General features: G+C 60.9%; 20 protein-coding genes. 11 read left to right on the forward strand and 9 right to left on the reverse strand.

Annotated elements, in window-relative coordinates; all coding sequences use genetic code 11:
• Positions 1–503 precede the first annotated feature (503 nt).
• Positions 504–692: a kinase/pyrophosphorylase gene (locus PHU01S_RS26875; RefSeq protein ID WP_373864531.1), complete on the forward strand. Its 189-nt coding sequence runs from the start codon at positions 504–506 to the stop codon at positions 690–692.
• Positions 693–1,543: 851 nt separating this feature from the next.
• On the opposite strand, the gene PHU01S_RS08825 is transcribed toward PHU01S_RS26875, so the two are convergent.
• From PHU01S_RS08825 to ilvA, 3 genes are all read right to left on the reverse strand, one after another.
• Positions 1,544–1,831 carry a hypothetical protein gene (locus PHU01S_RS08825; protein ID WP_127507197.1) on the reverse strand — a complete coding sequence of 96 codons (288 nt, stop codon included), beginning with the start codon at positions 1,829–1,831 and terminating at the stop codon, positions 1,544–1,546.
• 104 nt (positions 1,832–1,935) lie between these two features.
• A complete protein-coding gene (locus PHU01S_RS08830; protein ID WP_021881793.1) occupies positions 1,936–2,166 on the reverse strand; it encodes a hypothetical protein in 231 nt (76 codons plus the stop codon).
• A 171-nt stretch (positions 2,167–2,337) separates the two neighbouring features.
• Positions 2,338–3,648 carry a threonine ammonia-lyase IlvA gene (ilvA, locus tag PHU01S_RS08835; RefSeq protein WP_127507199.1) on the reverse strand — a complete coding sequence of 437 codons (1,311 nt, stop codon included), beginning with the start codon at positions 3,646–3,648 and terminating at the stop codon, positions 2,338–2,340.
• A 336-nt stretch (positions 3,649–3,984) separates the two neighbouring features.
• Here ilvA and PHU01S_RS08840 point away from each other — a divergent pair, with 336 nt between their 5' ends.
• Positions 3,985–4,524: a hypothetical protein gene (locus PHU01S_RS08840; RefSeq protein ID WP_021881795.1), complete on the forward strand. Its 540-nt coding sequence runs from the start codon at positions 3,985–3,987 to the stop codon at positions 4,522–4,524.
• Here the strand turns inward: PHU01S_RS08840 and PHU01S_RS26260 are convergent.
• A complete protein-coding gene (locus tag PHU01S_RS26260; RefSeq protein WP_218032434.1) occupies positions 4,521–4,694 on the reverse strand; it encodes a hypothetical protein in 174 nt (57 codons plus the stop codon). The two genes, PHU01S_RS08840 and PHU01S_RS26260, sit on opposite strands and share 4 nt — an antisense overlap.
• 165 nt (positions 4,695–4,859) lie before the next feature.
• On the opposite strand from PHU01S_RS26260, the gene PHU01S_RS08850 reads away from it, so the two are divergent.
• Together PHU01S_RS08850 and PHU01S_RS08855 are read left to right on the forward strand one after the other, a co-directional pair.
• Positions 4,860–5,672, forward strand: coding sequence for a hypothetical protein (locus tag PHU01S_RS08850; protein WP_127507203.1), 813 nt, complete (start codon positions 4,860–4,862; stop codon positions 5,670–5,672).
• A complete protein-coding gene (locus PHU01S_RS08855; RefSeq protein WP_048749234.1) occupies positions 5,669–6,109 on the forward strand; it encodes a flavodoxin in 441 nt (146 codons plus the stop codon). Before PHU01S_RS08850 ends, PHU01S_RS08855 begins: the two co-directional genes overlap by 4 nt.
• Before the next feature lie 87 nt (positions 6,110–6,196).
• On the opposite strand, the gene PHU01S_RS08860 is transcribed toward PHU01S_RS08855, so the two are convergent.
• Complete coding sequence (locus PHU01S_RS08860; RefSeq protein WP_127507205.1) at positions 6,197–11,104, reverse strand: endo-1,4-beta-xylanase; 4,908 nt, start codon at positions 11,102–11,104, stop codon at positions 6,197–6,199.
• Between the two features lie 227 nt (positions 11,105–11,331).
• Between PHU01S_RS08860 and PHU01S_RS08865 the strand changes: the two genes are divergently transcribed.
• The 4 genes from PHU01S_RS08865 to PHU01S_RS08880 all read left to right on the forward strand — a co-directional run bounded on the left by PHU01S_RS08865 (position 11,332) and on the right by PHU01S_RS08880 (position 14,059).
• On the forward strand, positions 11,332–12,111 hold the full coding sequence (locus tag PHU01S_RS08865) for a kanamycin nucleotidyltransferase C-terminal domain-containing protein (protein WP_127507207.1): 780 nt from the start codon (positions 11,332–11,334) through the stop codon (positions 12,109–12,111).
• On the forward strand, positions 12,108–12,626 hold the full coding sequence (locus PHU01S_RS08870; RefSeq protein ID WP_127507210.1) for a GNAT family N-acetyltransferase: 519 nt from the start codon (positions 12,108–12,110) through the stop codon (positions 12,624–12,626). The genes PHU01S_RS08865 and PHU01S_RS08870 overlap by 4 nt, the downstream gene beginning before the upstream one ends.
• Positions 12,627–12,801: 175 nt before the next feature.
• Entirely contained in the window at positions 12,802–13,422 is a 621-nt protein-coding gene (locus PHU01S_RS08875; RefSeq protein ID WP_021880112.1) for a deoxynucleoside kinase, read from the forward strand.
• A gap of 1 nt (position 13,423) precedes the next feature.
• Positions 13,424–14,059, forward strand: a complete 636-nt coding sequence (locus PHU01S_RS08880) for a deoxynucleoside kinase (protein ID WP_127507212.1) — start codon at positions 13,424–13,426, stop codon at positions 14,057–14,059.
• Between the two features lie 457 nt (positions 14,060–14,516).
• On the opposite strand, the gene PHU01S_RS08885 is transcribed toward PHU01S_RS08880, so the two are convergent.
• Together PHU01S_RS08885 and rsgA are read right to left on the reverse strand one after the other, a co-directional pair.
• The gene (locus PHU01S_RS08885; protein ID WP_164763027.1) at positions 14,517–14,900 is read right to left on the reverse strand and encodes a VOC family protein; all 384 of its coding nucleotides are present in this window, start codon (positions 14,898–14,900) and stop codon (positions 14,517–14,519) included.
• A gap of 218 nt (positions 14,901–15,118) precedes the next feature.
• On the reverse strand, positions 15,119–16,186 hold the full coding sequence (gene rsgA, locus PHU01S_RS08890) for a ribosome small subunit-dependent GTPase A (RefSeq protein ID WP_373864532.1): 1,068 nt from the start codon (positions 16,184–16,186) through the stop codon (positions 15,119–15,121).
• A 1,004-nt stretch (positions 16,187–17,190) separates the two neighbouring features.
• Here rsgA and PHU01S_RS08895 point away from each other — a divergent pair.
• Together PHU01S_RS08895 and PHU01S_RS08900 are read left to right on the forward strand one after the other, a co-directional pair.
• Positions 17,191–18,531: a serine hydrolase domain-containing protein gene (locus PHU01S_RS08895; RefSeq protein ID WP_164763028.1), complete on the forward strand. Its 1,341-nt coding sequence runs from the start codon at positions 17,191–17,193 to the stop codon at positions 18,529–18,531.
• Positions 18,532–19,316: 785 nt separating this feature from the next.
• Positions 19,317–22,268 carry a glycoside hydrolase family 3 C-terminal domain-containing protein gene (locus PHU01S_RS08900; RefSeq protein WP_127507218.1) on the forward strand — a complete coding sequence of 984 codons (2,952 nt, stop codon included), beginning with the start codon at positions 19,317–19,319 and terminating at the stop codon, positions 22,266–22,268.
• Between the two features lie 166 nt (positions 22,269–22,434).
• Here the strand turns inward: PHU01S_RS08900 and PHU01S_RS08905 are convergent, their stop codons facing one another.
• Both PHU01S_RS08905 and PHU01S_RS08910 read right to left on the reverse strand, forming a co-directional pair.
• A complete protein-coding gene (locus PHU01S_RS08905) occupies positions 22,435–22,725 on the reverse strand; it encodes a DUF3817 domain-containing protein (protein ID WP_048748481.1) in 291 nt (96 codons plus the stop codon).
• Positions 22,726–22,853: 128 nt separating this feature from the next.
• On the reverse strand, positions 22,854–23,768 hold the full coding sequence (locus PHU01S_RS08910; protein ID WP_127507220.1) for an AraC family transcriptional regulator: 915 nt from the start codon (positions 23,766–23,768) through the stop codon (positions 22,854–22,856).
• Positions 23,769–23,910: 142 nt separating this feature from the next.
• Between PHU01S_RS08910 and yicI the strand changes: the two genes are divergently transcribed.
• Positions 23,911–26,325, forward strand: coding sequence for an alpha-xylosidase (yicI, locus tag PHU01S_RS08915; RefSeq protein ID WP_127507222.1), 2,415 nt, complete (start codon positions 23,911–23,913; stop codon positions 26,323–26,325).
• The last annotated feature ends 120 nt before the right edge of the window (positions 26,326–26,445 follow it).

Consider the following 26,445-nt stretch of genomic DNA (forward strand, 5'->3'; position numbering starts at 1 on the left):
AGAGAAGAGAAGAGAAGAGAAGAGAAGAGAAGAGAAGAGAAGAGAAGAGAAGAGAAGAGAAGAGAAGAGAAGAGAAGAGAAGAGAGAAGGGTTGACAATTCGCGCGCCTCGCGAGGTTTCAAGGACTCTGGGGCCGAATTTGCTATGGAATGGGCGCAATGACATGAACTTGCACGTACTGGCGAGTATGTGCGTTAATGCCGTGAAATAACGCCGATGTGGCAATGGATGGAGGGGAGATAAGAGGGATCGCTGGTTTCGGCAACTTTCAACCTTGATAATGCTCATGCTCAAGCAACCTCATTTTCCTTCGGACATAGGATCCCTTATTTCCGAGGATTTCGTTCATTGACGCATTTATCGGACATAGGATCCGCTATTTCTATAGTTTATATTGCTATATAGCTAATTGTTCACAAATAACGGATCGTATGTCCGATCCGCATAGGAATGTGATGATTTTCGGCCAAATAACGGATCGTATGTCCGATCCGCAAAGGCAAGTGAGGTTTTCAAGCAGACTTCCGTCCAGCGTCAGCTATGCCAGCCTCGAGCGGGTGGCGGAGGAGCTGGAGCATGCCCGCAGCCTATTCCGCCGGCTCGGCTGCCTCGTCGTCGACGTGACGGACCGGGCCATCGAGGAGACGGCCGGCATCATTCTCGATGCGCGCAAGCATCGGATCCAGCCTTAAGTCATGTCGACAAGCCTGATGATCGGATCCGATTGTAGACGGGTTTGAGATTTCTGCTTATATCGCAGTAAAGCCTCCGCAGTAATTTCGGGGGCTTACTCTGGCTGAATGAGACGGCGGAATCTGCAAGCATAAGCTCTTTTAGCAGATGTGACTCAACAACAGAGCGAGATTGCGATAGGGATTTTATTATTTAGGAGCAGGAGCAGGAGCAGGAGCAGGAGCAGGAACAGGAACCAGAGCCAGGGTCAGAGTCTCGAGTTGATCGGACATGAGATCCGTTATTTTAATAAATATCTAGGTTATGCCTTGGTATCGGACATAGGATCCGTTATTTATATGAATTCTATTGATATACAGATGAAAAATCTGGAATAGCGGAACGTATGTCCGATAGAGCTGGAAAAAGGGACAAATCTCTCAGATAACGGAACGTATGTCGCATAGAGTTCAAATCTGGCCTTTCCTAAAAGCCGCCGCCTTCCTGCCATGCGGTTCCGCTTCAAGCATAGACCTGGAAATGGGCAAACAGCCCTTTCATGAGGCGCGGTCGGCAAGAAGCCTTGAAGCGAGTCCTGGCTCCGTAAAATTGGCTCCGCCAAGGCTCGGCTCGACGTGTTCCTATGCCAAGCGGGTCGTGCGTGCCTCAGCCGACTGGGAAGAGGATGGCAGTGTGCGAGCTCGGCTCGGAATGGACCTGTTCGCCGTTCATCGCGATTTCAAAGCAATCAACGCCGCAGTAACGCAATAAATTTCTCGTTTTTCATGGACTCGAAGACTTCTTCTCCTACCGTTCCTTGATGGAATCATTTTCACTCCATTTTGAAATAGAAAGCTGCGAGAGCCGCCATTCATCTTCGGTGTTTCCAAATCATTTCCAACAGCAGAAGCATGAGGCGATAGAGCAGGGCCGAAGCGGCAAAGGTCCAGTAGACTTCATATGCCCGCTCCCCGACGGCGATGGCCGGAAGCAGCCCGGCCGCAGGATACAGAAGGAGCAGTTCCGAGATGAGCCGTATGGAGGAGGGGAGAATTCCGGCGCTCAGGCTGCCGATGGCCCAGGAAGCGGGAATGCCGTAGAAGAGATGGAACGGCAGGGCATAGATGAAGACCAGGACAGCTCCAATAAGCCGCATCATCCAGGCTCCTTGGATAGGGGATTCTTCTGCCCAAAGGCTCGCCATGACAATGCCCGTCGCTGCAGCGGATAGAAATGCCGCGCCCAAGCGGAGGAGAAAACCTCTCATCGCGCCGCTCCCCGCTTTGCTCTCTCCATCCATTCCGGCAGCCGCAGCATAAGCAGGACATGCTGATAAATCCAGGCGGCGGCAGCTCCGAGAATGAGGAAGACGAAGTCATATACGTTCGGCTCTCTGGCTTCCAAGATCGTCGTATATAGGGACCAAGCAAAGAGGATGCCGAATGCCAGCGCGGACAGGGGGGCTGCAGCAAGGCGAGGCAGGAAGTCTTTCATGGAATCATCTCCTCGTTCAGGAATGGGATGAGTCCAGTTTGCCGCATCCGTCGCCGCTGCGTCAGGCCCTTCTTTTATAGAACCCCTCCTCAAGCCTGGGCGTAAAAAGACATCAAAGCCGAAAAGGCCGCTGCAATCGCAGCGGCCTTGCTTGTCTAACCTCAAGAAAGCTCAGATCAGAAGATCGAACAGCACCGGATCCTTGTTGAGTTCCATGAACTGGTAGCCTCTGGCGTTCATCCGGCTGACCAGGCTGCCATAGTCCTCGCGGTTCTTCAGCTCGATGCCGACGAGGGCGGGGCCGTTCTCCTTGTTATGCGTCTTGGTGTACTCGAATCTCACGATGTCGTCGTCCGGCCCGAGCACCTCGTCGAGGAATTCGCGCAGGGCGCCGGCACGCTGCGGAAAGTTGACGGTGAAGTAATGCTTGAGCCCCTCGTACATAAGGGAGCGCTCCTTCATCTCCTGCATCCGGTCGACGTCGTTGTTGCCGCCGCTGATGATGCAGACGACCGTCTTGCCCTCGAGCTCGTCCCGGTACATGTCCAGCGCGGCGACAGGCAGCGCGCCGGCCGGCTCGGCGACGATGGCGTTTTCGTTGTACAGGCTCAGCAGAGTCGTGCAGGCCTTGCCTTCCGGCACGAGCACGACATCGTCGAGCAGGTCGCGGCAGATCGCAAAGGTGAGGTCGCCGATCCGCTTGACGGCGGCTCCGTCGACGAACTTGTCGATGGAGTCGAGCGGCGTGACCTGCCCGCTGCGCAGCGAGGCATCAAGGGAAGGCGCGCCCTTGGGCTCGACGCCGATGATGCGCGTGCGCGGCGAGACCGCCTTGATGTAGGAGGCGACTCCGGCCGCAAGCCCGCCGCCTCCGACGGTGACGAAGATGTAGTCCGGCATCGCCTCGGCCGCATCCATGATTTCCTTGCCGACCGTGCCGTTGCCCGCGATGATGGCCCGGTCGTCGAACGGATGGATGAAGGCGGCTCCGGTGCGGGCGCATTCCTTCATCGCTTCGTCATAGGCGTCGTCGTAGGTGTCGCCGGTCAGCATGATCTCGACCTGATCACCGCCGAAAAACTGGACCTGCGTCACCTTCTGGCGGGGAGTCGTGCTGGGCATGTAAATCTTTCCGCGGATGCCGAGCGTCTGACAGGAGTAAGCGACGCCTTGGGCGTGATTGCCCGCGCTGGCGCAGACGACGCCCTTCTCCAGGTCCTGCGGCGGCAGCGTGCGGATGCGGTAGTAGGCCCCGCGGATTTTGAACGAGCGCACGACCTGCAGATCCTCCCGCTTGAGCAGCACGTTGCAGTTGTAACGGCTGGAGAGGACGCGGTTCGGCTGCAGCGGGGTCCGGGTAATGACTTCATTCAGCGTCAGCTGGGCATGCATGATCTCCTCGAGAGGGATGCGTACCGCTTCCTCCTTGGCTTTGCCCGCTTCGGGCAGCTGACCGGGGGACTGGGGCGTGCTGGAATTCATACGCGTTCTCTTCCTTTCCGTTTGGCAAGATGATGGGGGAGGGCTAAAATAAGAAAAAACGTCCCGGTGCGGGACGTGCGTCCTGATCACGTTCGTACGGCTGCCTGTCCATCCCGGGCCGCGTCTTGGAGACGCGGCCCTTCAAGAGAGTGCCGGCCGGGAGCGGAGACTCTGCCGCCGCTTGCAGCGTCGGCGCGGCTTGGCGGCATCCGATAGGTAGTTTTGTTATACTCCCCGCACGTTCCTTTGTCAATGGAAGCCAGACAGCTGGCAGGACAGGCCGCAGAAGGCCTGCGCAGGATAAAACGGTTACGGCCGAATGGAGGTGCGTCTGAGATGCGCAAAATCATAGGGGGATTCATTGTTTCGCTGCTGGTCGTGGCGCTGCTGGCGGGAGGAGCGGCGGTCTGGTACGTCAGGCCGGCGGAGAAGCTGACGCTGGACCACACTCCTCTGGATTTCAGAAGCAAAGCCGCCGAAATGATCCAATCCGGCAAAGCCGAGGTGTTTCTCTCCCAGGAGGATATCACCAATCTGGTCCGCGCCCAGCTCGCGGAAAACCCGCAGGTCAGGCCGGAGCTGAGAATCGAGGGCGTGCGGATTCAACTGGACGGAGAACGCATGGCTGCGGATATAAGTGCCAAGTACAAAAACCTGCTGACGGTAGGCGCCAAAGCGGGCTACAAGCTGGAATGGAGAAGTCCCGATCTGATTCTCACTCCTCAGTCGCTTTCCATCCGCTCTCTGGAGCTGCCGGAGACGATGCTGGATGAGATCGTCATCCCGGTAGGGAGCCAGCTGCCGCCTCTTGTCGGCATTCGCTCCGTAACGTTCCGGGATCATGGCGCCGCTGTCGGGCTGAAGCTTCGGCTCTAAGCCGTTGCCTGATTCGATTTTTGCTCGTAAAAGAGTTCCTCCCTGTTCATCGGGAAGGACTTGTCCAGCTCTCTTGCAGCCATGCCGCCATTACTGGCGGCATGGCTTTTTTGAGCCGAAGAGAGAGGATTCAAGTTGAAATTGACATCATAATTGAGAATGGTTATCATACTTATAGTGATATTGAGAATCATTATCAAACAATGAGATGCTTTTGCATTCGACTGACGCAGATCAGATCCATACTTCCGCGCTTAACGGAGGGCAAGCCGCGCGAGGCTTGCTTGGATCGGCCGCAAAATGAAGCGGGAAGAAGAGGCTTGAAGGAGGAAAACATGGAAAACCGAACCGGAACTCAGAGCGGGCCGCTGTCCTGCTCATCGGTGCTCGCAGGAAGCCGATGCCTGTACGCCGCGGCGATGGGCGGAGCCATCTACGGAAAGCATGGGCAAGGGGAATGGGAGAGGATCAGCGCGCCGGATGAGCCGCATGCCGTCGTGAACCGCATGGTCATGGCAGGAGAGACTCTGTATGCCTGCACAAGCCGCGGGCTGATGGTCTATGACGGAGCCGAGTGGGACCAGGAAGAGCTGGAGCTGCCCTGCTACCAGTTCCGGGCGTCCGCAGGCTGCCTGTATGCCTGCACCTCCCAGGGTTTGTGGTGCTCCCACGGCGCTTCCTGGGGGGCGGCCGCCAAGAACGACCGCAAGGTTTACGATCTGCTCAACGTTCCGCAATACCTCATTCTGGGCTGCGAGAGCGGAATCGCGCTGTATGACCGGATGAGCGCTGAATGGATGGAATTCGATCTCGGCACCGGCGTGACCAGCCTGGCCGTCTACTACGGACAGCTTGTGGGAGCCAGCGAGAATGGGGAGCTGGTCGTCGGCAACCGCAAGGGCGGATTCGACCGTTACCGCTACGGAGGCTTGTTCCTCTTTTCGGTTGTCGTAAAGGGCGGGCGGCTGCTGGCTTGCACCGATCGGGGACTGTATCGGATCAGCTGGCTTGGAGGCTGCCTCACGATGATGGCGGTCAGCTCCAGAGTCCCGGTCACCGATGTGGACATCAGGGACGGCATAATCTATCTGGCTACGCTGTATGACGGCATCCAACAAGTAGAAGAGCTGCCGGGAGGGAAAGCATGAACAAGGTGATCGTGATCTGCTGCAGCATGACGGGCAATACGGAGGAGATGGCGGAAGAGATCGTCGCCGGCATCCGGCATGCGGGGGTCGAGCCGGCCGTCCGGGATATCATGGACGCCAAGGCATCCGAGCTGGAGGAGTACGATGTCATTCTGATCGGAGCGTATACTTGGGGAGACGGCGAGCTGCCCGATGAATTCCTGGATTTCTATGAAGAGCTTGATGGTGTAAAGCTGCAGGGCAAGCTCGCGGCGGTGTTCGGCTCCGGGGACAGCTCTTATCCGATCTATTGCGGAGCGGTGGACCTGATCGAGGAGAAGCTGAAGGAGCGGGGCGCGCAGATCGCAGCTCCCGGCCTCAAGGTCGAGTTCAATCCTTCGGACGAGGAGAAGGAGCAATGCCGGGACATTGGGCGGAAAATGGCTGCTGCGACCTGATCCAGATAAAAGAAACCCCCTCGCGGCCGCGGCCATGAGGGGGATTTTTGGTCTTTAACGAACAGAATGGTTCGGGACGTTAGTCCTTCACTTCATGAATCCATACAAGCCGTAGATCATGACGGCCGCCTGGGCGCGAGTGGCGGAGCTTGACGGAGCGAAGCGTCCGTCCTGCATGCCTTGCACGATGCCGGCTTGCCGGAGGGCGGCGACCGCTTCGGCCGCATAACCCGCGATCGAGGAGCTGTCGAGGAACGCTCCAGTGCCGGCGGCGCCCTTCAGCTCGATGCCTGCCTTGCCGGCGGCACGGTAAAGCATCGCGGCCATTTCCTGGCGGCTGATCCGCTCGTTCACGCCGAAGGTGCCGTCCGGCCTTCCGGAGACGATGCCGAGCTGCTGCGCCGAAGCGAGCGCTCCGGCGTACCAGGCGCCGGCCTCGGCGTCGGCGAAGCTGCTGGATCCGTCGGCGCGGCCGCTCAGGCTGAGCGCATTCATCAGCATCTGGATGAATTCCGCTCTCGTTACGCCGGCGCCGGGAGCGAACGTTTCCGGCTTCATGCCGCTTACGATTCCCCTGGCTTCCAGAGCGCCGATGGCATCCTGAGCCCACGGCACGCGGTCGAGATCGCCGAAGCGGGAGGCGTAAAGAGCGGCCGCGTAGGTGCCGAAGCTCTGCGGCTTGAAGACGACCCCTTCTGCGGCAGCCGAATACCTGGAGCTGGCTGCCGGTGCCAGCGAGCCGTTGTCCATCGCCTGGAAAGCAACGGCTTGGAAAGGCTTGCTTCCCGCCTTCAGCGCAAACGGGACGGTGATGGCCGCAAGACCCTTCGTATCCGTAACGGCAGCGCCGTTCAGGCTGAGGCCGATGCGGACCAGCGGCTGTCCGGCGAGGAGGATCCGGGCGCCTTCGGTCAGCGAGCCGGAGTCCGCCAAGGCGACGGCAAGCTCCAGCGAGCCGGATGCGGATGCCAGCATCGAGGCATCCAGAGCTGCGGAAGCAAGGCCGGCATCCAGCACGAGAGAGCGCACGCGCCCTGCCGCATCCTGCAGCGGTCCGACAGGCAGCTGGATGACGATTTTCTTGAGGCCGGAGCCGGACTCGGCTTTGACCGTCACGACGGAGCCTTCAGCCGAGCCGGCGGCTTTGGCCAGATCGGCCGCCGATACCGACAGGAAGGCGGTTCCGCTTGCATCCGGTATCGCCTTGAGCGTGATGACGCTTCCCTTCACGGCTGGAGACGGAGTCGGCGAAGGAAGGACAGTCGGAATCCATGCCGGATCAGGTGTCCTGTCCGGCGACGGAGACGGGCCTGGAGTCGCCGACGGCTCCGGAGAAGCGCTCGGGCTCGCCGAAGGATCCGGCGAAGTCGGCGGACTCGGCTGCGGAGAAGGACTTGGTTCGCCGCCTTCATCCGAAGCGCCGAGCACAAGCACGCCATACTTCGATGTGTTCTGGTAGGACAGGCCGCTCGGGTCGCTCCAGTTCACGACGCTTGCGCGGGTGCCGAGACCGGCCTGGTCGTCGTTCACCTGAAGATCGAAGCCGATGAGGTCTCCGGCCTTCGCCTGGATCGAATCGAGGGAGATCGCCGCTTCCACGACGTAGCCGTCGTCCACGATGCGGGTGGCCGTTTTGAAGTTGTCCGGCGAAGCAGCGCCGTTATAGCTGCGCTCGTTGTCGAAATTCACCCTGTACTGGCCGTCGTCGGCTTCGTAGATCGGCGTCTTGCCGTTGTTCGGATCGACGAAGATCTCGACTGAATCCTGCTGGTACGCATCCGCGCTCTTCTTGCTCAGCAGCGGGTCCTTCACATGGGCATAGACGTACAGGTGGCCATCATCCCACATCGTGCGGAAGCGGGCCGTCGCTCCGGAGGTTCCTTGCACCCAGACGCCGGTCTCCAGCTCCTCGGCATCGGCCCAGGCGGCATCCTCGTCTCCGTCGACGACAGGCGTGCCGCGGAGGGATCCTGCTACCTTGAGTTCCCCAGCCAGCGTAAGGATGCCGAATTTGGACGTATCGGAATCCTGGCTGTGCGAGGCGTCGTTCCAGGACAGAGCCTGGCCGGAATCGGCATCCGTGAACCGGATATCGAAGCCGAGCCTTCTCCCCGCAGCCGCGGCATCCAGAGGCACGGCCGCTTCGACGGCATACCCGCTGCCGTCCTTCTTCTCCACGACCCGGTAGTCGACGCCTGCCGCCGCAGACTGGCCGCGGGTCAGCGTGTAGTGCTTGTCGTCCGGCTGATAAGCCGGCGTCTTGCCATTGTTGCCGTCGATGTACAGCTCGAGCTTATCCACCGGATTCACCGATGCATCCCGGACTTCTCCATACAGATACAGATGGCTGTCATCCCAGAGGGTGCGGAAGGAGGCTCCCCACGAAGCATCCCCGGCTTCGACCGGAGTCGGACCGACCGCGCGCCACAGCGTTTCGGCGCTGCCGTCTATGACCGGAGTGCCTTTGGACACATCCTTGGTCTGAATCAGAGCCGGGAGCCTGGAAGGATCCACGATGCCCCAGTAGGCGGGCTTCGCCTGCAGCTGCGCATCGAACAGCAGCGGGAAGTCGGCGCGCTCGGGCTTGCTCAGCCACGTATGGTCGTCGCCGATGCCCCAGAGCGTGACGTTGGTCAGGCGTCCCTCCGTCTTTTCCTTCCTGAAGGCATCGAAAATCTCCTTGAACTGATGCCCTTGCTTGTCGAGAGCGCTTTGCGGCGGAGTCGTGTACTTGTCGGAGCTGTTCGCGTAGATGCTCATGTCGAGCTCCGTCACCTGGTTGTCCACGCCGAGATCGGCGAACATTTTCATCGTCTGCTCGATGATTGCGCCGGACGGGCCGGTGACGTTGATGTGCATCTGATGGCCGACGCCGTCGACCGGAATGCCGCGCTGCTTCAGATCGGCGACCAGATTGTACAGGTGCTTGCGCTTGGTCGCTTCGGTCGTGCTGTAGTCGTTGATGTACAGCTTGGTTCCGGCCGGAGCGTACTTGCGGGCGTACTCGAACGCCTTGTCGATGTATTCCCGGCCAAGAATCTGGAACCACTTGCTGCGGCGGAAGCCATCCGGCTGCGACTCGTCGATGACTTCGTTGACGACATCGTAGACGTAGATCTTGTCGCCGAAATGCTCCACGACGTTTTTGATGTGGTTTTCCAGCCTTTGCAGCAGAAGAGCCTTGTTCGCCGGAGTCGGCGTCATGTCGGCCCCGTCGGCGTCCTTGAACACCCAGTCCGGAACCTGCTGGTGCCAGAGCAGCGTATGGCCGCGGACCCGCATGCCGTTCGCCTGCGCAAAGTCCACGATTTTGTCCGCCTGCTCGAACGTGAAGCTGCCCTCCGTCGGCTCGACTGCGTCCCATTTCATCGCGTTTTCCGCGACGATGCTGTTGAAATGCTTTTTCAGCAAGTCCGCGTGCAGCCCTGCCGTCTGCGAAGGCTCGATGGCGGCGCCGACCGGGAAGTAATCGGCCAGAACCTCATGCAGCGACGGGATATCCGTCTGGATCGGCAGCTGCGGCGGGGCGGTCGTCGATGCCAGCGAGAAATCGTCGATGTAGAAGGAGGACGTGCCCGCATTGGTCTCCACATACAGAACGAGGGAATCGAACGGTTCGCTGAGCGTATATTCGCCCGCGAGCCGAACCCACGTGCCGTGCGTCACATCCGTATTGCCGACGAGAGTACGGTAGTTCGTCGCGCTTCCGGACTTCACTGCCAGACTGACTCTGGCCTGGGCGGCAGGCTCGCCGGATGCCAGCTTCATCCATACCGAGACGTTGTACTTGGATCCGGTCTTCATATGGCCCGTCACGTCGATGGCGGGACCGCTGTAGGTCGCCGTTCGTCCGGCCGTCAGCAGGCTGGAGCTTCCGCCATGCTTCTCCGTGGATACGACCGTCAGCGTCTCGGTGCCCATCCGTCCTTGCCAGCCTTGGGCCGTACCGTCTTCGAAGCCCGCAGACAGCGCCGGAGGCTCGCCGGCTGGAGGATTGCCGCCGCCTGCGGAAGGAGCGGGCAGCAGCATGTCGACGGAGACGTCGTCCACATAATAGGAGGCGTTCGCCGAATCGCTCTCGATATAGAACATCAGGGCGGGATCGACCGGCTTGTAGACGCCGGACAGCAGGACCCAGTCCGTATCGCCGACGATCGCAGCGGACCCGATTCCTTCATACCCGGCGCTGCCGCCGGCAGGGGTATGCTTCATGGACATCTTCAGGCTGGAGCTTCCTGACTTCTGCTTGACCCAGGCGCTGATGCGGTAGGTCGCCCCGGCCTCCAGGTAGGACATGTCGGCGCTCGGACCGTTCCATGCCGCTGTCCGGCCGTCCGACAGGAGGGAGTAGGAGCCTCCATGGGCGGCTTCGGCGACGCTCGAGGCCGTTCCGCTGCCGCTAGGCGTCCATCCCTGCGCGGATCCGTTCTCGAAATCGTACGTCTGTAGAGTCGTGTGCTTGAACACCGTGAAGTCGTCCAGGTAGACGTCGCTGCCGGCAGGGGCTCCCTCTACGTACAGCGTAAGCCCGGATGCTCCGGCCGGCGGCGAATAGTCGCCCTGCAGCGTGGTCCAGCCGGCATCCGATGCCGGCACCGGCTCCAGCACCTGCGTATAGCTGTCCGTGCTGCCGCTTTCCTTCATGGTGAATTTCATGCTTCCCGCGCCGCTGCCGAGCTTGACCTTGGCCGAGATCGTATACGTCTGTCCCGCCTCCATCAGGCTGGCGGCACCGATGGCGGGGCTGCAGCCTGCCGTATCCCGCCCGGTCAGGCGCAGGGAGTGGGTGCCGGAGCTGTATTCGGCATCGCTGAGTGAAACCTGGGCGGCAGCGCCGCAGTTGAACGTCGTCCACCCTCCTGCGGTTCCTTGCTCGAAATCCTGGAACAAGCCGGTCGACGCATTGGCGTACGCGCGGCTGCCCGCAGCGCCTGTCGATGTCAGGGCGCCGAAGGCGAGCAGCATGGACAAGATGGCTGACAGAGATTTTCTCACTGGAATCCTCCTTTAAAATAAATGAAAACGCTTACCAACTTTAGGATACCGAGGCCAGCCTCCGGGCGGCACCCATCAAACTATAGAATGTACTGCAATAACTATAGGGGGTAAGGAGGATCCGGTCCTGCGTAACGGCCAAGGGAGAAGGGGGGAGCGAAACTTTTGTCGAATTAGGTGACGCAAGAAGACGATACCGGTGCTGTCCGTTCAAGGAGGTTGAAGCGATGCTGCCTTATCCGGCTGCGACTTCAAGAGAAGACAAATGGAACTTTATCCATCAGGTGAAAGAAGAGGTCCTGGAGCGGGACGGCGGGAGCATTCTGGCCATCGGCGTGTATGGCTCGCTGGGCCGGGAGACGGACGGACCCTACTCGGATATGGAGATTCGGATCTTGACGCCGGACGGCATCGATCTTCCCGGGCAGGAGGAGATCATCCCTCCCTTCAAGCTGGAGATCGGAGCGGTACAGAGGTCGGTTTGGCTGAAGAGAGCTTCATCCGTCGACGACAGCTGGGCCGTCAAGGCGGGCTCTTACGCCGATGTGGTCGCCCTTCACGATCCGGGCCGTCTCTTTGAGAAAGCCAGGCGCATCGTGACAAGCGCTCCCGAATCCGCCTTCCGCGAGGTCATGAGAGAGTTCATGGTCTGGGAGCCCTATGAGACGATGGGGAAAATCCGCAACGCCGCCTACGCCGGGGACGGGGCATACGCGCGCCGCGCGGCATACGATCTCTCCTGGCAGGCGGCCAAGCTGATCGGGCTGGCCAACCGCCGCTACTTCACGACGAGGGCCAGCAGCTTCGAGGAAGCTTCGGCGATGCCTTCGCGCCCGGACGGCTTCCTGGAGCTGGCGGCTATGGTCATGGACGGAGACCTGCGGGATGTTCAGGAGGTCCATGCCCGCTGCGAGCGGTTATGGACCGGCTTGAACGAATGGTTCCAGGCGATGGGCATCGAGTACCAATCGGAGACGTTCCGGTGGAAGGGGGAGAGCGGCTCATGATCATGAAGCCGATCGAAGAGCGGCATTTGCGGCAGGCGCTTCACACTTACAATCATTATGTCTTGAATACGACGATCTCTTTCCATACCGAGGCGCTGAGCCTGGAAGAAATGCGCGCCAACGTCATGGGAGGAGATCCACGCTACCGGACCTATATAATCGAAGAAGAAGGGGCCTATGTCGGCTACGCCCTGCTGACTCGGCACAAAAACAAGCAGGCCTACGATACGACGGCCGAAATCACGATCTATTTGGACCCGAATCACCGGGGCAAAGGAACGGGCAGCCGGGCCGTAGCTTCTCTGGAGGAGAAGGCGGCCGGACTCGGCTTCCATATGCTGGTCGCGACCGTCTGCACGGAGAACGAGCGCAGCATCGCCCTGTTCGAGCGGCTCGGGTACGAGAAATGCGCGCATTTCAGGCAGGTAGGCCGCAAGTTCGGCCGCTGGCTCGATATCGCGAGCTATCAGAAGATCGTCGGATCCTCCGTCTCAAGCCAGCCGAAGCGGCAATAATTTTAAGCCCGGACGGGTTCTCCTCCGCCTTCGCAGCAGATATAATGAGGAAGTCTGTTTTTGTCGGAACATGACGCGCCAGCGATGATTCCGTGCATATATGCAGGACATCCATTTCGTATGGGCAGCTGTTGGGCTCATGCATCGACTGTAATCAAGGGGGATATAAGCAACGATGAAACGCGCACCGTATATAGCCGTCGAAGGCCCGATCGGAGCCGGCAAGACGACACTCGCCACGATGCTGGCCGAGGAATGGCAGCTTCCGCTGGTCAAGGAAATCGTGGAGGAGAATCCGTTCCTGGACAAGTTCTATCAGGATATGGACGATTGGAGCTTCCAGCTCGAGATGTTCTTCCTCTGCAACCGCTACAAGCAGCTGGAGGATGCCGTCATTCCCCGCCTGAACGAAGGGCTGCCGGTCATCGCGGATTACCATATCTACAAGAACCTGATCTTCAGCGAGCGCACGTTGAAAGGAGTCAAAAGGGACAAGTACCGCCACATCTACCATGTGCTGACGGACGATCTGCCCAAGCCGGACGTCATTCTGTACATCCGGGCCGACCTGGACGTGCTGCTGGCGAGAATCGCCAAGCGGGGCCGTTCGTTCGAGGAGGAGATGTCCTCCGATTATCTGCAGCAGCTGATCCTGGATTACGATACGGCCATGGCTTCCCTGGCCGAGCGCGAGCCGGATACAGCCATCATCCCGATCGACGGCAATACGGTCGACTTTGTCGCCGACCGCGGGCAATTCGACGAGATCGTCGCCCGTTTAAAGGAGCACTTATAAAATGAATCCATTCGGCATTCCCGAGAACGCTGTTATTACTGTTGCCGGCACCGTGGGGGTCGGCAAATCGACGCTGACCTCCGCCCTGGCGAGAAGCCTCGGCTTCCGCACCTCGCTGGAGCAGGTCGATTTCAACCCTTATCTGGACAAGTTCTACCATGACTTCGAGAGATGGAGCTTCCATCTGCAGATCTACTTCCTGGCCGAGCGCTTCAAGGAGCAGAAGAAGATGTTCGAGATGGGCGGCGGCTTCGTGCAGGACCGCTCCATCTACGAGGACACCGGCATTTTCGCCAAGATGCACGCCGATCAAGGCACGATGTCCCCGATCGATTATCAGACTTATACGAGCCTTTACGAGGCGATGGTGATGACGCCGTACTTCCCTCATCCGGATGTGCTGATCTATATCGAAGGCAGCCTTCCGTCCATTCTGGCGCGGATTGCGGAGAGGGGCCGGGAAATGGAGATCCAGACCGACGTCTCGTACTGGGAGCATATGCATGCCCGCTACGCCAAGTGGATCGGCGAATTCACCGCCTGTCCCGTGCTTCGGCTGAACATCGACGAATACGACGTGAACGACGAGGCTTCCACGAAGGAGATTCTGACACGGGTGGCGCGGATCATCGGCTGACAGCTGGCTGCAGCAAGGCCGTGACAGTCATTACGAGGGTTGAACCCATCCAAGGCTGTGGATGGAGCAAGCTGGCGAAACAAAGCTTGAAAAAGTGCATGACATTGCCGAGAAAGGGCCTGAAGTGCAAGAAAATGCATGACAGTGGCATGACGTGCAAGAAAGTGCAAGAAAGCGCAAGTGCATTTGACAGCGCATGAAGTGCATGACAGTGCATGACAGCGCACGAAGTGCATGACAGCGCATGCATGACGAAAAAGCTGTTCCGAAAGCCGAAGTCCGGCCGAGGAACAGCTTTTTTGGCTTCATGCCGATCTGAAGCGGACCATCCGAAGCCGGTCTCATCGCCAGAGGCCGGGAATGGAGAGCTGGCCGGCAAGCCTTCCAGCTCAATGCCTGTTCAAGGCTCTGCTCAGGGTCCTACCCAAAGCCCTGCCCAGAGCCCTGCTCAAATTGCTCAGAGCCCTGCGTTCAGCTCGATCAAATTGCCGGCCGGATCGCGGAGGTAAGCGACCCGATGTCCCCATTCAGGGGTGTCATGCGGCTCTTTGACAAACGGGATCTTCTTGTCCCGCAGCTCTTTGTATGCCGCGTCCACATCGTCCACCTTGATGATGACGGCCATCCGGTCGCTCGCGCAAAATTCATGTCTGCGGTCCATCGCCGCCAGCCCGTCGCCGGTGAGCGGCGGTTCCAGCTCGAGCCGGATGTCCCCCGTGAGGAACTCGGCATAAGGGGTCTCTTCGGTGCCGTGGAGCACCTGCAGACCCAGAATGTCCCGGTAGAACAAAAAGCTGTCCCGGACACTGGGCACAAACAGGCGTATAGGGGATATTTTCAATGACATTCCCTCCGCGTGCTATTAATCCTGCCTGCATCTGCCTCCGGCTTCAGCTGAGCCAGGCTCCCAGGGGCGGCAAGTACGATCAGAATATCACGACTTCGACGGGGCCGTTTCTTACGGATCGCTATGCCGTTCAGGCGAAAGGCAGTACTCAGCGTCAGGGGTGTTCCTATAGCGAAAAGCAGTACGCATCGGTTGCCCCGCTCGGCGTCCGGTCAATCCCAATCGCTGGTCGCCTTCTTGGCGTTGCGTCGCTCCTGCTTGTTGCGCAGCCGGTTCTCGGCGGGCGTTATCGTCTTGCGCGCGGCGGACTGCTCCTTGCGGGCGACACGGGCGAGCTCGCGTCCGGTTTTCAAATAGTTTTCATACCGTCCGGCATCCAGCGTGCCGTCGGCAAGCGCCGACTTCACCGCGCAGCCCTGCTCGCGCTTGCTATGGGTGCAGTCGGTGTAGCGGCAGCGGGAGGCGAGCTCCTCGATATCGGAGAAGGCGCCAGCATGGCCGTCGGGGGAGCCTTCGCTGTCCCACAGCTGCAGCTCGCGCATGCCGGGGGTATCCATCAGCAGCGCGCCGCCGGGGAGCCGGAACAGCTCGCGGTGAGTCGTCGTATGCCGTCCCCTGTCGTCCCCGCCTCTAACGCCCTGCACGCGCTGCTCCTCGCTGCCGGCCAGCCAGTTGAGCAGCGTGGACTTGCCGACGCCGGAGGAGCCGGCAACCGCGATGGTCGCCCCTGGCCGCATGTACGGCCGGAGCTGCTCCAGGCCTTGATTCTCCTGCGCGCTGACGGCGTGGACCGGCACGCCGGGAGCGGCGTCCTCGACCTGCCGCACCAGATCATCCGGGTCGTCGGCGAGATCGGCCTTGGTGAGCAGGACGACCGGCGTCGAGCCGCTTTCCCAGGCCGCCACCAGGTACCGCTCGATGCGGCGCAGATTGAAGTCGTGGTTCATCGCCGTCGTGAGGAACAGATAGTCCATGTTGGCTGCGACGACCTGTCCGTCCTGCACTTGCCCGGCTTCCTTGCGGATCAGCGCGGAGCTTCGCTCGAGCAGGGCGTGGATGCTGGCGCGGGAGCTGTCGCCGGGCTTCGGCACGGAGGCCAGCACCCAGTCGCCGACCGCAGGGTAATCGGTCTTGCGTAAAGCGTCAAACGAATAGCGCCCGGTCACTTCAGCCAGATGCTCGCCGGATTCGGCAGCCAGCCGGTATAGGTGGGAGAACTGGGCGACGATGCGGGCGGGCTCCAACCCGGAGATGCCTGTTTGCTTTCGAGTCGTCTCCAGCCTTTCTTGCCAGGAGTCGTTCCAGCCGTAGCTGCGGAGCCCACGGCCTTCTTCGGATGCAGGAGATCCTTCCTGAGGGGCTTCTGGTGCAGGAGAGATATTCCCTGGATGGGTTTCCTTCCTGTCCGCGGGTAACTTCCTATCGGCTGACCCCTTCTTGCTGGCTGGCTCATTCGTTTGGGGAAAGACATGGCTATTGATCGGATCATTCGTTTCGGTTGCTTCATTCCACTCATTTGGATTCAGGTTCAAGTCGGATTCCTCTTTTCGCAGGGTATAGTCCGTTTCTGTCCAGGTTTTAGTCCGGTTGTTCATCTCGTTAGGCTCGTTTGTATTTAAGGTCAAGGCGGGTTCCTCTTTTCGTGGGTTGGATGGAAAAAGCAAAAAGCCCGCAGCGAACATGCGGGCTTGCCTTGTCAGGCATGGCACCGCGGGCCAAGATGGCATGCGGGCCTCTAACAGGCCCGCGATCTCTGTGGATCCCGCGGGCATAAAAAAACCGCAGGAGACCATTGGTCTCCTGCGGCGCCGACGATCAGCGCCCGCCTCTGCCATCATGGCAGAGGCGGGCTGCGGATCAGAGTCGGCTTGCTCCGTCAGGGACCGGCGTCGGGACAATCAGCTTGTAAGTCGCGTATGCAGTCGTCATTTGACATCGGCCTCCTCTGTTGAAAATAAGTGGCTTTAGCATAGCCTTTTTGGGTCATTTTTATCAAGGGGGAGAACAAGTAAAGGCGAATTGTACCTGCAGCCCGACTAAAGCTCGCGCGGCGTCAGCCGTTGTATGGCGGACAGAGGCATTCGGAGAGCCGATCCGCTCAGTTCCAGCCGACCCTCCTTGGAACGGATTGCCGCATTCCATTCTCTACCTGTTTTCTACCCGCCATTGTGGCCGGAACCCGGTTAGAATGAAGCCAATACGGAAGGGCGTGAATCCATTGGTATGACTCATTGATTTTCCTGACTCTCTATAAAAAACAAAATAATTAATGGGAGGAATCATCATGAGTCGACATGATCGCGCCATGGAGCGCCTGGACGCCTTGCTGGCCGGCTTCGCGGCGCAGGAGCCGCTGCCCGGACTTGCGGTGGGCATCGTTGCCCCAGATGGAGTTTTTGCCCGCGGATACGGAATCCGCGACGCCGGGACGGGCGAGCCCGTGGACGAGCACACTCTTTTTCACCTGGCATCGGTATCCAAGCCTCTGGTAGCTACGGCCGTCATGCAGCTGGCGGAGCAAGGCCGACTGAATCTGGACGCTCCTGCGAGCGACTGCGTCCCTTACTTCAAGCTCGCCGACGGCCGGGAACGCGAGGTGACGATCCGCGACCTGCTCAGCCATACTTCCGGCATGCCCGACGAGGAGGACTTCCAGTGGGACTCGCCGGAGGATGACGAGGGCAGTCTGGAGCGGTATGTACGCGCCCTCGCCGCACGCAGCCTGGACCGGAATCCCGGCGAGGAGCATGCCTACAGCAATATCGGTTTCGAGCTGCTGGGAGACGTCATCGCCAAGGTCAGCGGAATGTCCTTCGAGGCGTACATGCGGGAGCATGTGCTGCGGCCTGCCGGGATGGAAGAGAGCACCTTCCTGTTGGCGGAGGTGCCGGCGTCACAGCTGGCGGCCCCGCATATTCTCGGAGCTCCCGAAGGACGCTACGGACCGCAGAAAAGCCTCGTTTTTCCTTATCACCGGGCGCATGGACCGAGCTCGACGTTGTATATGAACGCGGTAGACAGCTGCCGGCTCATGCTGGCTTACTTGAAGCCGGAGCAGGCGGCAGAGGGGAAGGGGCTGCTTGAGGAAGGCAGCCAAGGGGAGATGTGGAGCACCCGGGTCGGCCTGGGCTATGGAGATTGGCTGGATGGAATCGCCCTCGGCTGGTTCACGGGCGCTTACCAAGGACGCAGAGCTGTATCCCATACCGGGCAAGATACCGGCTTCCGCAGTTATTTGGTGCTCTTGCCGGAGGCAGGCTTAGGCGTTACCCTCATGATGAACGACGACTATGTCGGTCTCAAGGTGCTGATGAAAGGCATTCTGGACCTGCTGCTCGGGGAAGGAACTGGCGAAGTCCAGCGCAATCTGGCCCATTATTTGACCGGCATCGCCTTGTCCGGCGGGATCGATGCGGCTTGGGACGAGTACCGGCAGATCCTCCATGACGGAGTGGAGCGGTATGCCGTCTCGGCCGACGATTTCAGCTATATCGCCTATCCGCTGGAGGAGAACGGGTATGCCGGCGAAGCGCTGCAGGTTCTGGAGCTCGGGCTCCGCCTGTTCCCGGAGTCGGAGCATCTGCGCGAGAGGCTTCGTGATTCCGTGCAGAAGATGAACCCTTAAGCTCCGAACATTGAGGCCGCCTTTTCCTGGCGGTCTTTTCGTTATCCATATCGGGTTGATGTCGCCCGCATCGGTTCTTCTCTCTTGTTAGGGAACGGGTACCGGCTATGCCATTGGGCCGGCGGCGGGAGAGTGATGGGGTCGAATGGGCCAAACGAAGCGGGCGGCGACGGGAGCGCTGATCAGAGAGGAGATCAGACAGCTTAGACAGCAGATCGGAGCCGTGATTAGACAGCAGACCGGGCAGCAGAACGAAAAGCGGGTCGGAACACTGATCAGACAGCAGACCGGACAGCAGATCGGAGCCATGATTAGACAGCGGATCGGAGCAGCAATTACGGGCATATCGGACATAGGATCCGTTATTCGGGGAAAATTCGCATTTGGACATCTGTATCGGACATACGATCCCTTATTTCTCCGATTCCTACTGCAATGGCAATATAAAATCAGGAATAGCGGATTGTATGTCCGATAAAAATTGAAACGGGATCAAAATCAGCGGAATAGCGGATCGTATGTCCGATAGCAGATAAAGGGATGGTTAGGATACGTTCGCATGATCCATAAAACCCGATACCGTCTGCCGGGTTGCTGTCCATCGAGAAGCTGGCAGAGGAGCAAAGGGCGCAGATTGGCGAAAGCTTTCATCTCTAAATCAAGCATGAAAACGCCATCAATTTGCGGGGTACCGGCAGCGTCTGTTCCCCCTTATGCTAGTCTCAGTCCTCTTTTGTCCGGGAAGGGCAGAGAGAAATCGAGACGAGACAAAGGAGCTGCCGACCATGAGCACCGGAACGTACGCGTACCCCTTTCTTAACCCCGGCCTGCCGCTGAAGGAGCGGGCCGAGAACCTCGTAGCCCTGCTGACGCTGGAGGAGAAGATCTCGCTGATGAGCCAGTATCAGGAAGAGATTCCGCGCCTCGGCATCGCCAAATACAAGCATGGAACCGAGGGGGCGCACGGAATCGCCTGGCTCGGGGAAGCGACGGTGTTCCCGCAGCCGATCGGGCTTGCCGCCACTTGGAATGACGGGCTCATGAAAGAGATCGGAGAGGTTATTTCCGAGGAGGCGAGAGTGTATTACGGCCGCGATCCGGAGCGCAACGGCCTGACGATCTGGGCTCCCACGGTCGATATGGAGCGGGATCCGCGCTGGGGACGCACGGAGGAAGCCTACGGAGAGGATCCTTATTTGACGGGCAAGCTGACCGCGGCGCTGGTGCGGGGCATGCAGGGAGACGATCCGTTCTACCTGCGGGCGGCGGCGACGCTGAAGCATTTCTATGCCAACAACAATGAGAAGGGGCGCGGCTTCTTCTCGGCGAGCATCGATCCCCGGGGCAAGCGGGAGTATTACCTCAAGGCATTCGAGCCGGCGTTCCGCGAGGGCGGTGCGGTATCCATGATGACGGCTTATAATAGCGTGAACGGAATACCGTGCAATCTGCTCGAGGACGTGAACGGCATCGTCCGGGACGAGTGGGGCATGGACGGCTTTGTCGTCAGCGATGCGGGAGATGTGCTCGGCACCGTGAACGACCACGGCTTCCTGCCTTCGTATGCCGAGGCGGTGGCGCAGTCCATCCGTAGCGGCATCGACAGCATCACCGATGACTCCGAGACGGTGCACCGGGCGGTGCGCGACGCGCTGGAGCGGGGGCTGCTGGAGGAGTGCGACCTCGATCGCGCGCTCGTCCATACGTTCTCGGTGCGGATTCGGCTGGGCGAATGGGATGCTGAAAATCCGTATGCGGACGTGCCGGAATCGAGGCTGTGCGCCCCGGAGCACGCGGCGCTGGCGCGACGCGCGGCCAGCGAGTCGGTCGTGCTGCTGCGCAACGAGGCTCCGGGCGGGACCCCGGAATCGCTGCGCAACGAGGCTTCGAGCAGGACTCCCTTGCTGCCGCTTCCGGCGAAGGGGTCCATCGCGGTCATCGGGCCGCTGGCGGACGAGGCTTTCGTGGATTGGTACAGCGGTACTCCGCCTTACCGGGTAACACCGCTCGCGGGCATCCGGGACCGGCTGGGCTCCGATGGGGAGGCGGTGTTCCATACGGGCTGCGACATCGTCCGGCTGCGCAGCCTGTCGAGCGGCCTATATGTCGGCCAAGCCCGGATATTGGCGGCTGACGAAGAGAACAGCGAGTCGGCCGAACGCTTTGAGCTGACGGATTGGGGATACGGCAATATCACCCTCCGCGCCCTTTCCAGCAGCCTCCTCGTCACGGAAGGCGAGGAAGGGCTGGAGTCCGCAGCGCAGGAAGCCCGCGGCTGGTTCGTGAAGGAGGTATTTTCCATCCTTGAGGGGGAGGAAGGCGTTCTGCTGCTGACCTGGAACGGCACCCCGGTCGGCATGACTCCTGAAGGCAGGCTGATGCCCGTCTCGCAAGAGGGCCCAGAGGCATTCGACGCTGCCGACGCCGCCAATCCCGGTGCCGCCGAGGAGGCGGCAAGGGCCGAGCGCATGAGGCTGCGGCAGAAGCCGTCCGACTCGGAGCGGTTCGCGATCGAGATTGTCAGCCGCGGTCTGGAGACGGCGGCAGCGGCAGCGGCGTCTGCATCGGCTGCCGTCGTCGTCGTCGGCAACCAGCCGTTCATCGGAGGCAAGGAGGACGCCGATCGTCCCGGCCTGGCGCTGGCGGAGTCCCAGCAAGCTCTTATCCGGGCGGTCGCGGCCGCCAATCCGCGGACGGCCGTCGTGCTCGTGAGCAGCTATCCGTTCGCGCTGCAAGGGACGGAGGAAGCCGTTCCTTCCCTTCTTCAGGTGTGCCATGCGGGACAGGAGCTCGGAAGCGCGGTGGCGGGAGCGCTGTTCGGGGATTACAGTCCGGCGGGCCGCCTGCCGATGACCTGGTACCTCTCGGAGGAAGGTCTGCCGTCGCTGTTCGACTACGATGTGATCCGGCAAGGCCGCACGTATCAATATTGGCCGGGCGAGGTGCTGTATCCGTTCGGGCACGGACTGTCCTATTCCGAGTTCCGCTACGGCGAGCTGACCGCCGACCGCGAAGCCGTCGCGGCCGGAGAGAGCGTTATCGTCTCGCTTGAGGTCGCCAACGCAGGCCAAACGGCAGCGGACGAGGTCGTTCAGCTGTATGTCCGGGTAGAAGGCTCCCGCGTCAAGCGGCCGCTTCGCAAGCTGGCCGGATTCAAGCGGGTGACGCTGCAGCCGGGAGAGACGGCGACGGTTCCGTTCGAGCTCGACAGCCGGGAGCTGGAGGTGTGGGATGTGACCCGCAGCCGCTTCTCGCTGGAGCGCGGCAGCTGCACGCTGATGGCAGGAGCGAGCTCGGCGGATATCCGCTGCACGGCGGAGCTGGAGATCGCAGGGGAGGAGATTCCGCCTCGCTGCCTGGAGACCTGGATTCCGGCCGTCAGCTACGATGATTGCGGCTCGATCCGCATCGATGCGTGCACGGACGGCGGGGACAGCGCGGCTCCTGCCGGCGGAAGCGGCTGGCTGCTGTACCGCGACTGCCTGCTGCCGGAAGGCGGAGCGGGTTTCGAGGCGTATGCCGCCGGCGCGGAAGCGGGCATGATCGAGCTGCGGCTGGACGGCCCGGAAGGGCTGCTCGTCGGCTTCTACCCGGTGCCGCGCACCGGAGGCCCGCAGGCCTGGACTCGCCTCACAGGGAAAGTGGAGCTGCCGGCGCTGCCGGAGCGAATGATCAGCAGGCCGCTTGCCATCGTGCTGCGCGGCGATGTCCGCTTATCGCGATTCCGGCTTCAATAAAGCTTGCCAAAAGGCTTGGAAAATAAGGGCTGTACCCGGGAAAGGCGCGACGCTCCGGATACAGCCCCTATTTGGTTTGCCGTCACGCCGCAATTGGAAAAAAAAGCCGCCTGCCAGCGGGAGGGCTGACAAGCGGCGTCCTGCCCCTTGCGTCGGAACAGGCAGCCTACGGATTTTTGCGGATGCGCGAGTCGAGCACGAACGTGCCGAAAGGGATGAAGGCGGCTGCGACGGCGCCGGCCACGCGCGCCAGCTTCCAGCGGGCGACGATGACGGCATGCAGAAGGGCGAACATATACAGGACGAACAGGGCTCCGTGCGCGCCTCCTACGATCGTGACTCCCGCATGCCAGTCTCCCCAATATTTCAGAGGCATGGCGATGAAGAGCAGGATCAGAAAGGACGAGCCTTCGAGCAGGCTGATGAGACGGAAGCGGCCGACGGCATTGGTAAGCATAGAGAGCCTCCTAGACGGTTTCTTGGACATAAGGCGTCCCTAGGTAACACGCTCGGAGGGGGGCGCGGTTTCGCTCTAATCGGCAGCAAATGTGACAACTGTGGGTCGGAAGGCATCGCCAGCGCGGCTTACCGCTCCGGTTCCCGCCGGCGGCGGAAATCCGATGGCGAGCTTTTCATAACCGCTTGGAAGCTGCGGATGAAGTAGCTGACGTTGTCGAAGCCGGTCTCCAGCGCGATGTCGGCGATCCGGCGGTCCGTCTCCCGCAGCAGCAGCGCGGCCTGCCTGATCCGGTACGCCTTGATGTACCCGATCGGGGTCTGGCCGGTCATACCGCGAAAAAAGCGGATGAACTGCCCTTCGCTGAGCGGGATGAGGGCGGCAAGCTCCGCGATTCGGATCGGCTGGCCGCAATGGACCCGGATATGCTCGATGACCCGCTTGAGCCGCTCGACCTTGAGCGCGTCGCCTTCGGGGGAGCGGGCCGCTTCGTGATGGATCCGCCGGTCCGCCGCTTCCCCGCCCGCATGCAGGACGGCCAGCATCATCAGCAGCCGGCCCTTCACCTCGGCCTCGTATCCGGGCTTCTGCTCCCGGCAAGCCCTGCGGATGGCCGCGAGCTCCTTCAGCAGGCTGCTTCCGAGCCCGGCATCGGGCATCGCGCGGCGGGGGAACGTCGCGGAGCGGTCCCGCAGCGGCTGGATCAGCTTCTCTTCTACAGCATCGTAGACGGCTCCGGACAGCAGCGCGGGATCGAATACGAGCGCATAGAAGCTGCATCCATGGGAACCGCTGGCATGCCCGGCATGCAGCTCACCGGCGTCCACAAACGCAGCCTCGCCGGCCTGGAGCACGAGCGTGTCCACCCCGACCTGGAACCGCACCTCGCCCTCCGCCACATAGAACCATTCCATCTCGTTGTGCCAGTGCGCGTCGACGACATGCTCGCCGGGACCGTACCGGTATTCATAGCTTCCGAACAGCCTCCCGGCTCCGTTCCGGACGTTCTCTTCCTTGAATAAGCTCCGGTCGAGCTCTTCCATGTTCCCCGCTCCTTTGAAGGGTATGGGCAAGACATCAGAATTGTGCAATAAAACGCGCGATTATATGCAAGATTCATCCTGATTGCCGCCGTATACTGTTATTATAACGCTTACAATTCACGGGATAAAGGATGGATGCGAAGTGAAATTCACGGACGGAAATTGGCTGATCCGGGAGGGCTACTCCGTAGAAAGCGCCATGCAGGTTCACGATTGCCGTGCCGAAGACGGCGTGCTGACGGCATACGCCTCCACGACGCCGCTGGCGGGACGGGGCAGCATGATCAATACCCAGCTGCTGACGATCCGCTTCCACTCCCCGCTGCCGGGAGTAATCGGGGTCAAGCTGACGCATTTCGAGGGTGCCGTCGACCGCGGGCCGCATTTCGAGCTTCATGGCGGACATATAGCCGGAGCCGGACATGAAGCCGGAGCCGACACGACAACAGGAGCCGACACGACAACAGGAGCCGACACGACAACAGGAGCCGCTGCCGGGCATGCCTCGATCACAGAGACGGACGCGTATGCGGAGCTGAGTAGCGGCGGCCTGAGCGTGCGGATCGACAAGGGCGCGCAGTGCTCGGTATCGTTCTTCCGCAGCGGCGAGCGCCTGACCGGCAGCGGCTTCAAGTCGATGGCCCATGTGACGGGTCCGGCCGGAGAAGCCTATATGCGCGAGGAGCTGGACCTGTCGGTCGGGGAGCTCGTATACGGGCTCGGCGAGCGCTTCACCGCCTTCGTGAAGAACGGCCAGGCCGTCGACATCTGGAACAAGGATGGAGGCACGAGCTCGGAGCAGGCGTACAAGAACATTCCTTTTTACCTGACCAGCAAAGGCTACGGTGTGTTCATCAACGATCCGGGCGCGGTCTCGCTGGAGGTCGCCTCGGAAAAGGTGAAGAAGGTGCAGTTCAGCATTCCCGGCGAATCGCTGGAATACTTCGTCATCGACGGACCGACGCCCAAGGAGGTGCTCGGCCGCTACACGCACCTGACGGGCAAGCCGGCGCTGCCGCCTGCCTGGACGTTCGGGCTGTGGCTGTCGACCTCGTTCACGACGGAGTATGACGAGGCGACGGTGAACGCCTTCGTGGACGGCATGGCGGAGCGGGACCTGCCGTTGTCGGTCTTCCATTTCGACTGCTTCTGGATGAAGGAATTCCACTGGACGGACTTCAAATGGGACGAGAGGGTATTCCCGGATCCGGCCGGCATGCTGGCGCGCCTCAAGGAGAAGGGACTGAAGATCTGCGTCTGGATCAATCCGTACATCGGACAGCGGTCGCGGCTGTTCGAGGAAGGGCGGCGCAGCGGCTACCTGGTGCGCAAGCCGAACGGCGACGTCTGGCAGACCAATCTGTGGCAGCCGGGCATGGGGCTGGTCGACTTCACGAATCCGGATGCCTGCGCCTGGTACGCCGGGTACCTCGACGAGCTGATGGACATGGGCGTGGACAGCTTCAAGACGGACTTCGGCGAGCGCATCCCGACGGATGTCGCCTACCATGACGGCTCCGATCCCGAGGGCATGCACAACTACTACACCTTCCTCTACAACAAGGTCGTATTCGAGGCGCTGGAGCGCAAGCTCGGCCGCGGCGGGGCCGCTGTGTTCGCCCGTTCGGCGACGGCGGGCGGCCAGCAGTTCCCGGTCCACTGGGGCGGAGACTGCTACGCGGATTACGAGTCGATGGCGGAGAGCCTGCGGGGCGGGCTGTCGCTCGGCCTGAGCGGCTTCGGCTTCTGGAGCCACGACATCGGCGGCTTCGAGAACACCGCCCCGGCGCATGTGTTCAAGCGCTGGCTGCAGTTCGGCCTGCTCTCCACGCATAGCCGCCTGCACGGCAGCACGTCGTACCGGGTGCCTTGGGCTTATGACGAGGAATCCGTCGAAGTGACGCGGACGTTCACCAAGCTGAAAATGAAGCTGATGCCTTATCTCTACAGCGTTGCCGTCGAGGCGCAGGAGCTGGGCGTGCCCGGCATGCGCGCCATGCTGCTGGAGTTCCCGTACGATCCGGCTGCGGAAACGCTGGACCGGCAGTACATGCTGGGCGGCTCGCTGCTGGTCGCGCCGGTATTCTCGGAGTCCGGCGACGTCAGCTATTACGTGCCTGAAGGCCGCTGGACCTCGCTGCTCACCGGCGAAGCCGTCGAGGGCGGACGCTGGCGCAAGGAGCGCCACGGCTACCTCAGCCTGCCGCTGCTCGTGCGGCCGAACACGCTGCTCGCGCTCGGCGCGGTCGACAGCCGTCCGGACTACGACTACGCCGACGGAGTGGAGCTGGCGCTGTACGCGCTGGAGGACGGCGCGAGCGCGGACGCGGTCATATGCGACACATCCGGAGCGGTGCAGCTGAAGGCGCAGGTCAGCCGCTCGGGCGGCCGCCTCGAGCTGCGCGCGAGCGGTGCCGGCAAGCCGCTGCGCCTCACTTTGCACGGAGGAACCGGCGAGATCGCAGAGGTTGCCGGAGAAGGGGCGCGGCTTGATGATGGAGCCGTCGTCCTGGACGGCTTCGCTGGAGAAGCGTCAGCCGTCATCATCTTGCGCTAACCATTCCATCGTGACCGGAAGAACTTTTCAGCTCCCCACGATCAGGAGTCGGAAGCCTGAGTTCATCTGACCTGTCTCCGAATGGGAAAAAGGCCCTTTAAGCGCAGAAGCACACTTAAA

It is taken from the genome of Paenibacillus humicus NBRC 102415 (assembly GCF_004000905.1).
GTDB lineage: Bacteria > Bacillota > Bacilli > Paenibacillales > Paenibacillaceae > Paenibacillus_O > Paenibacillus_O humicus.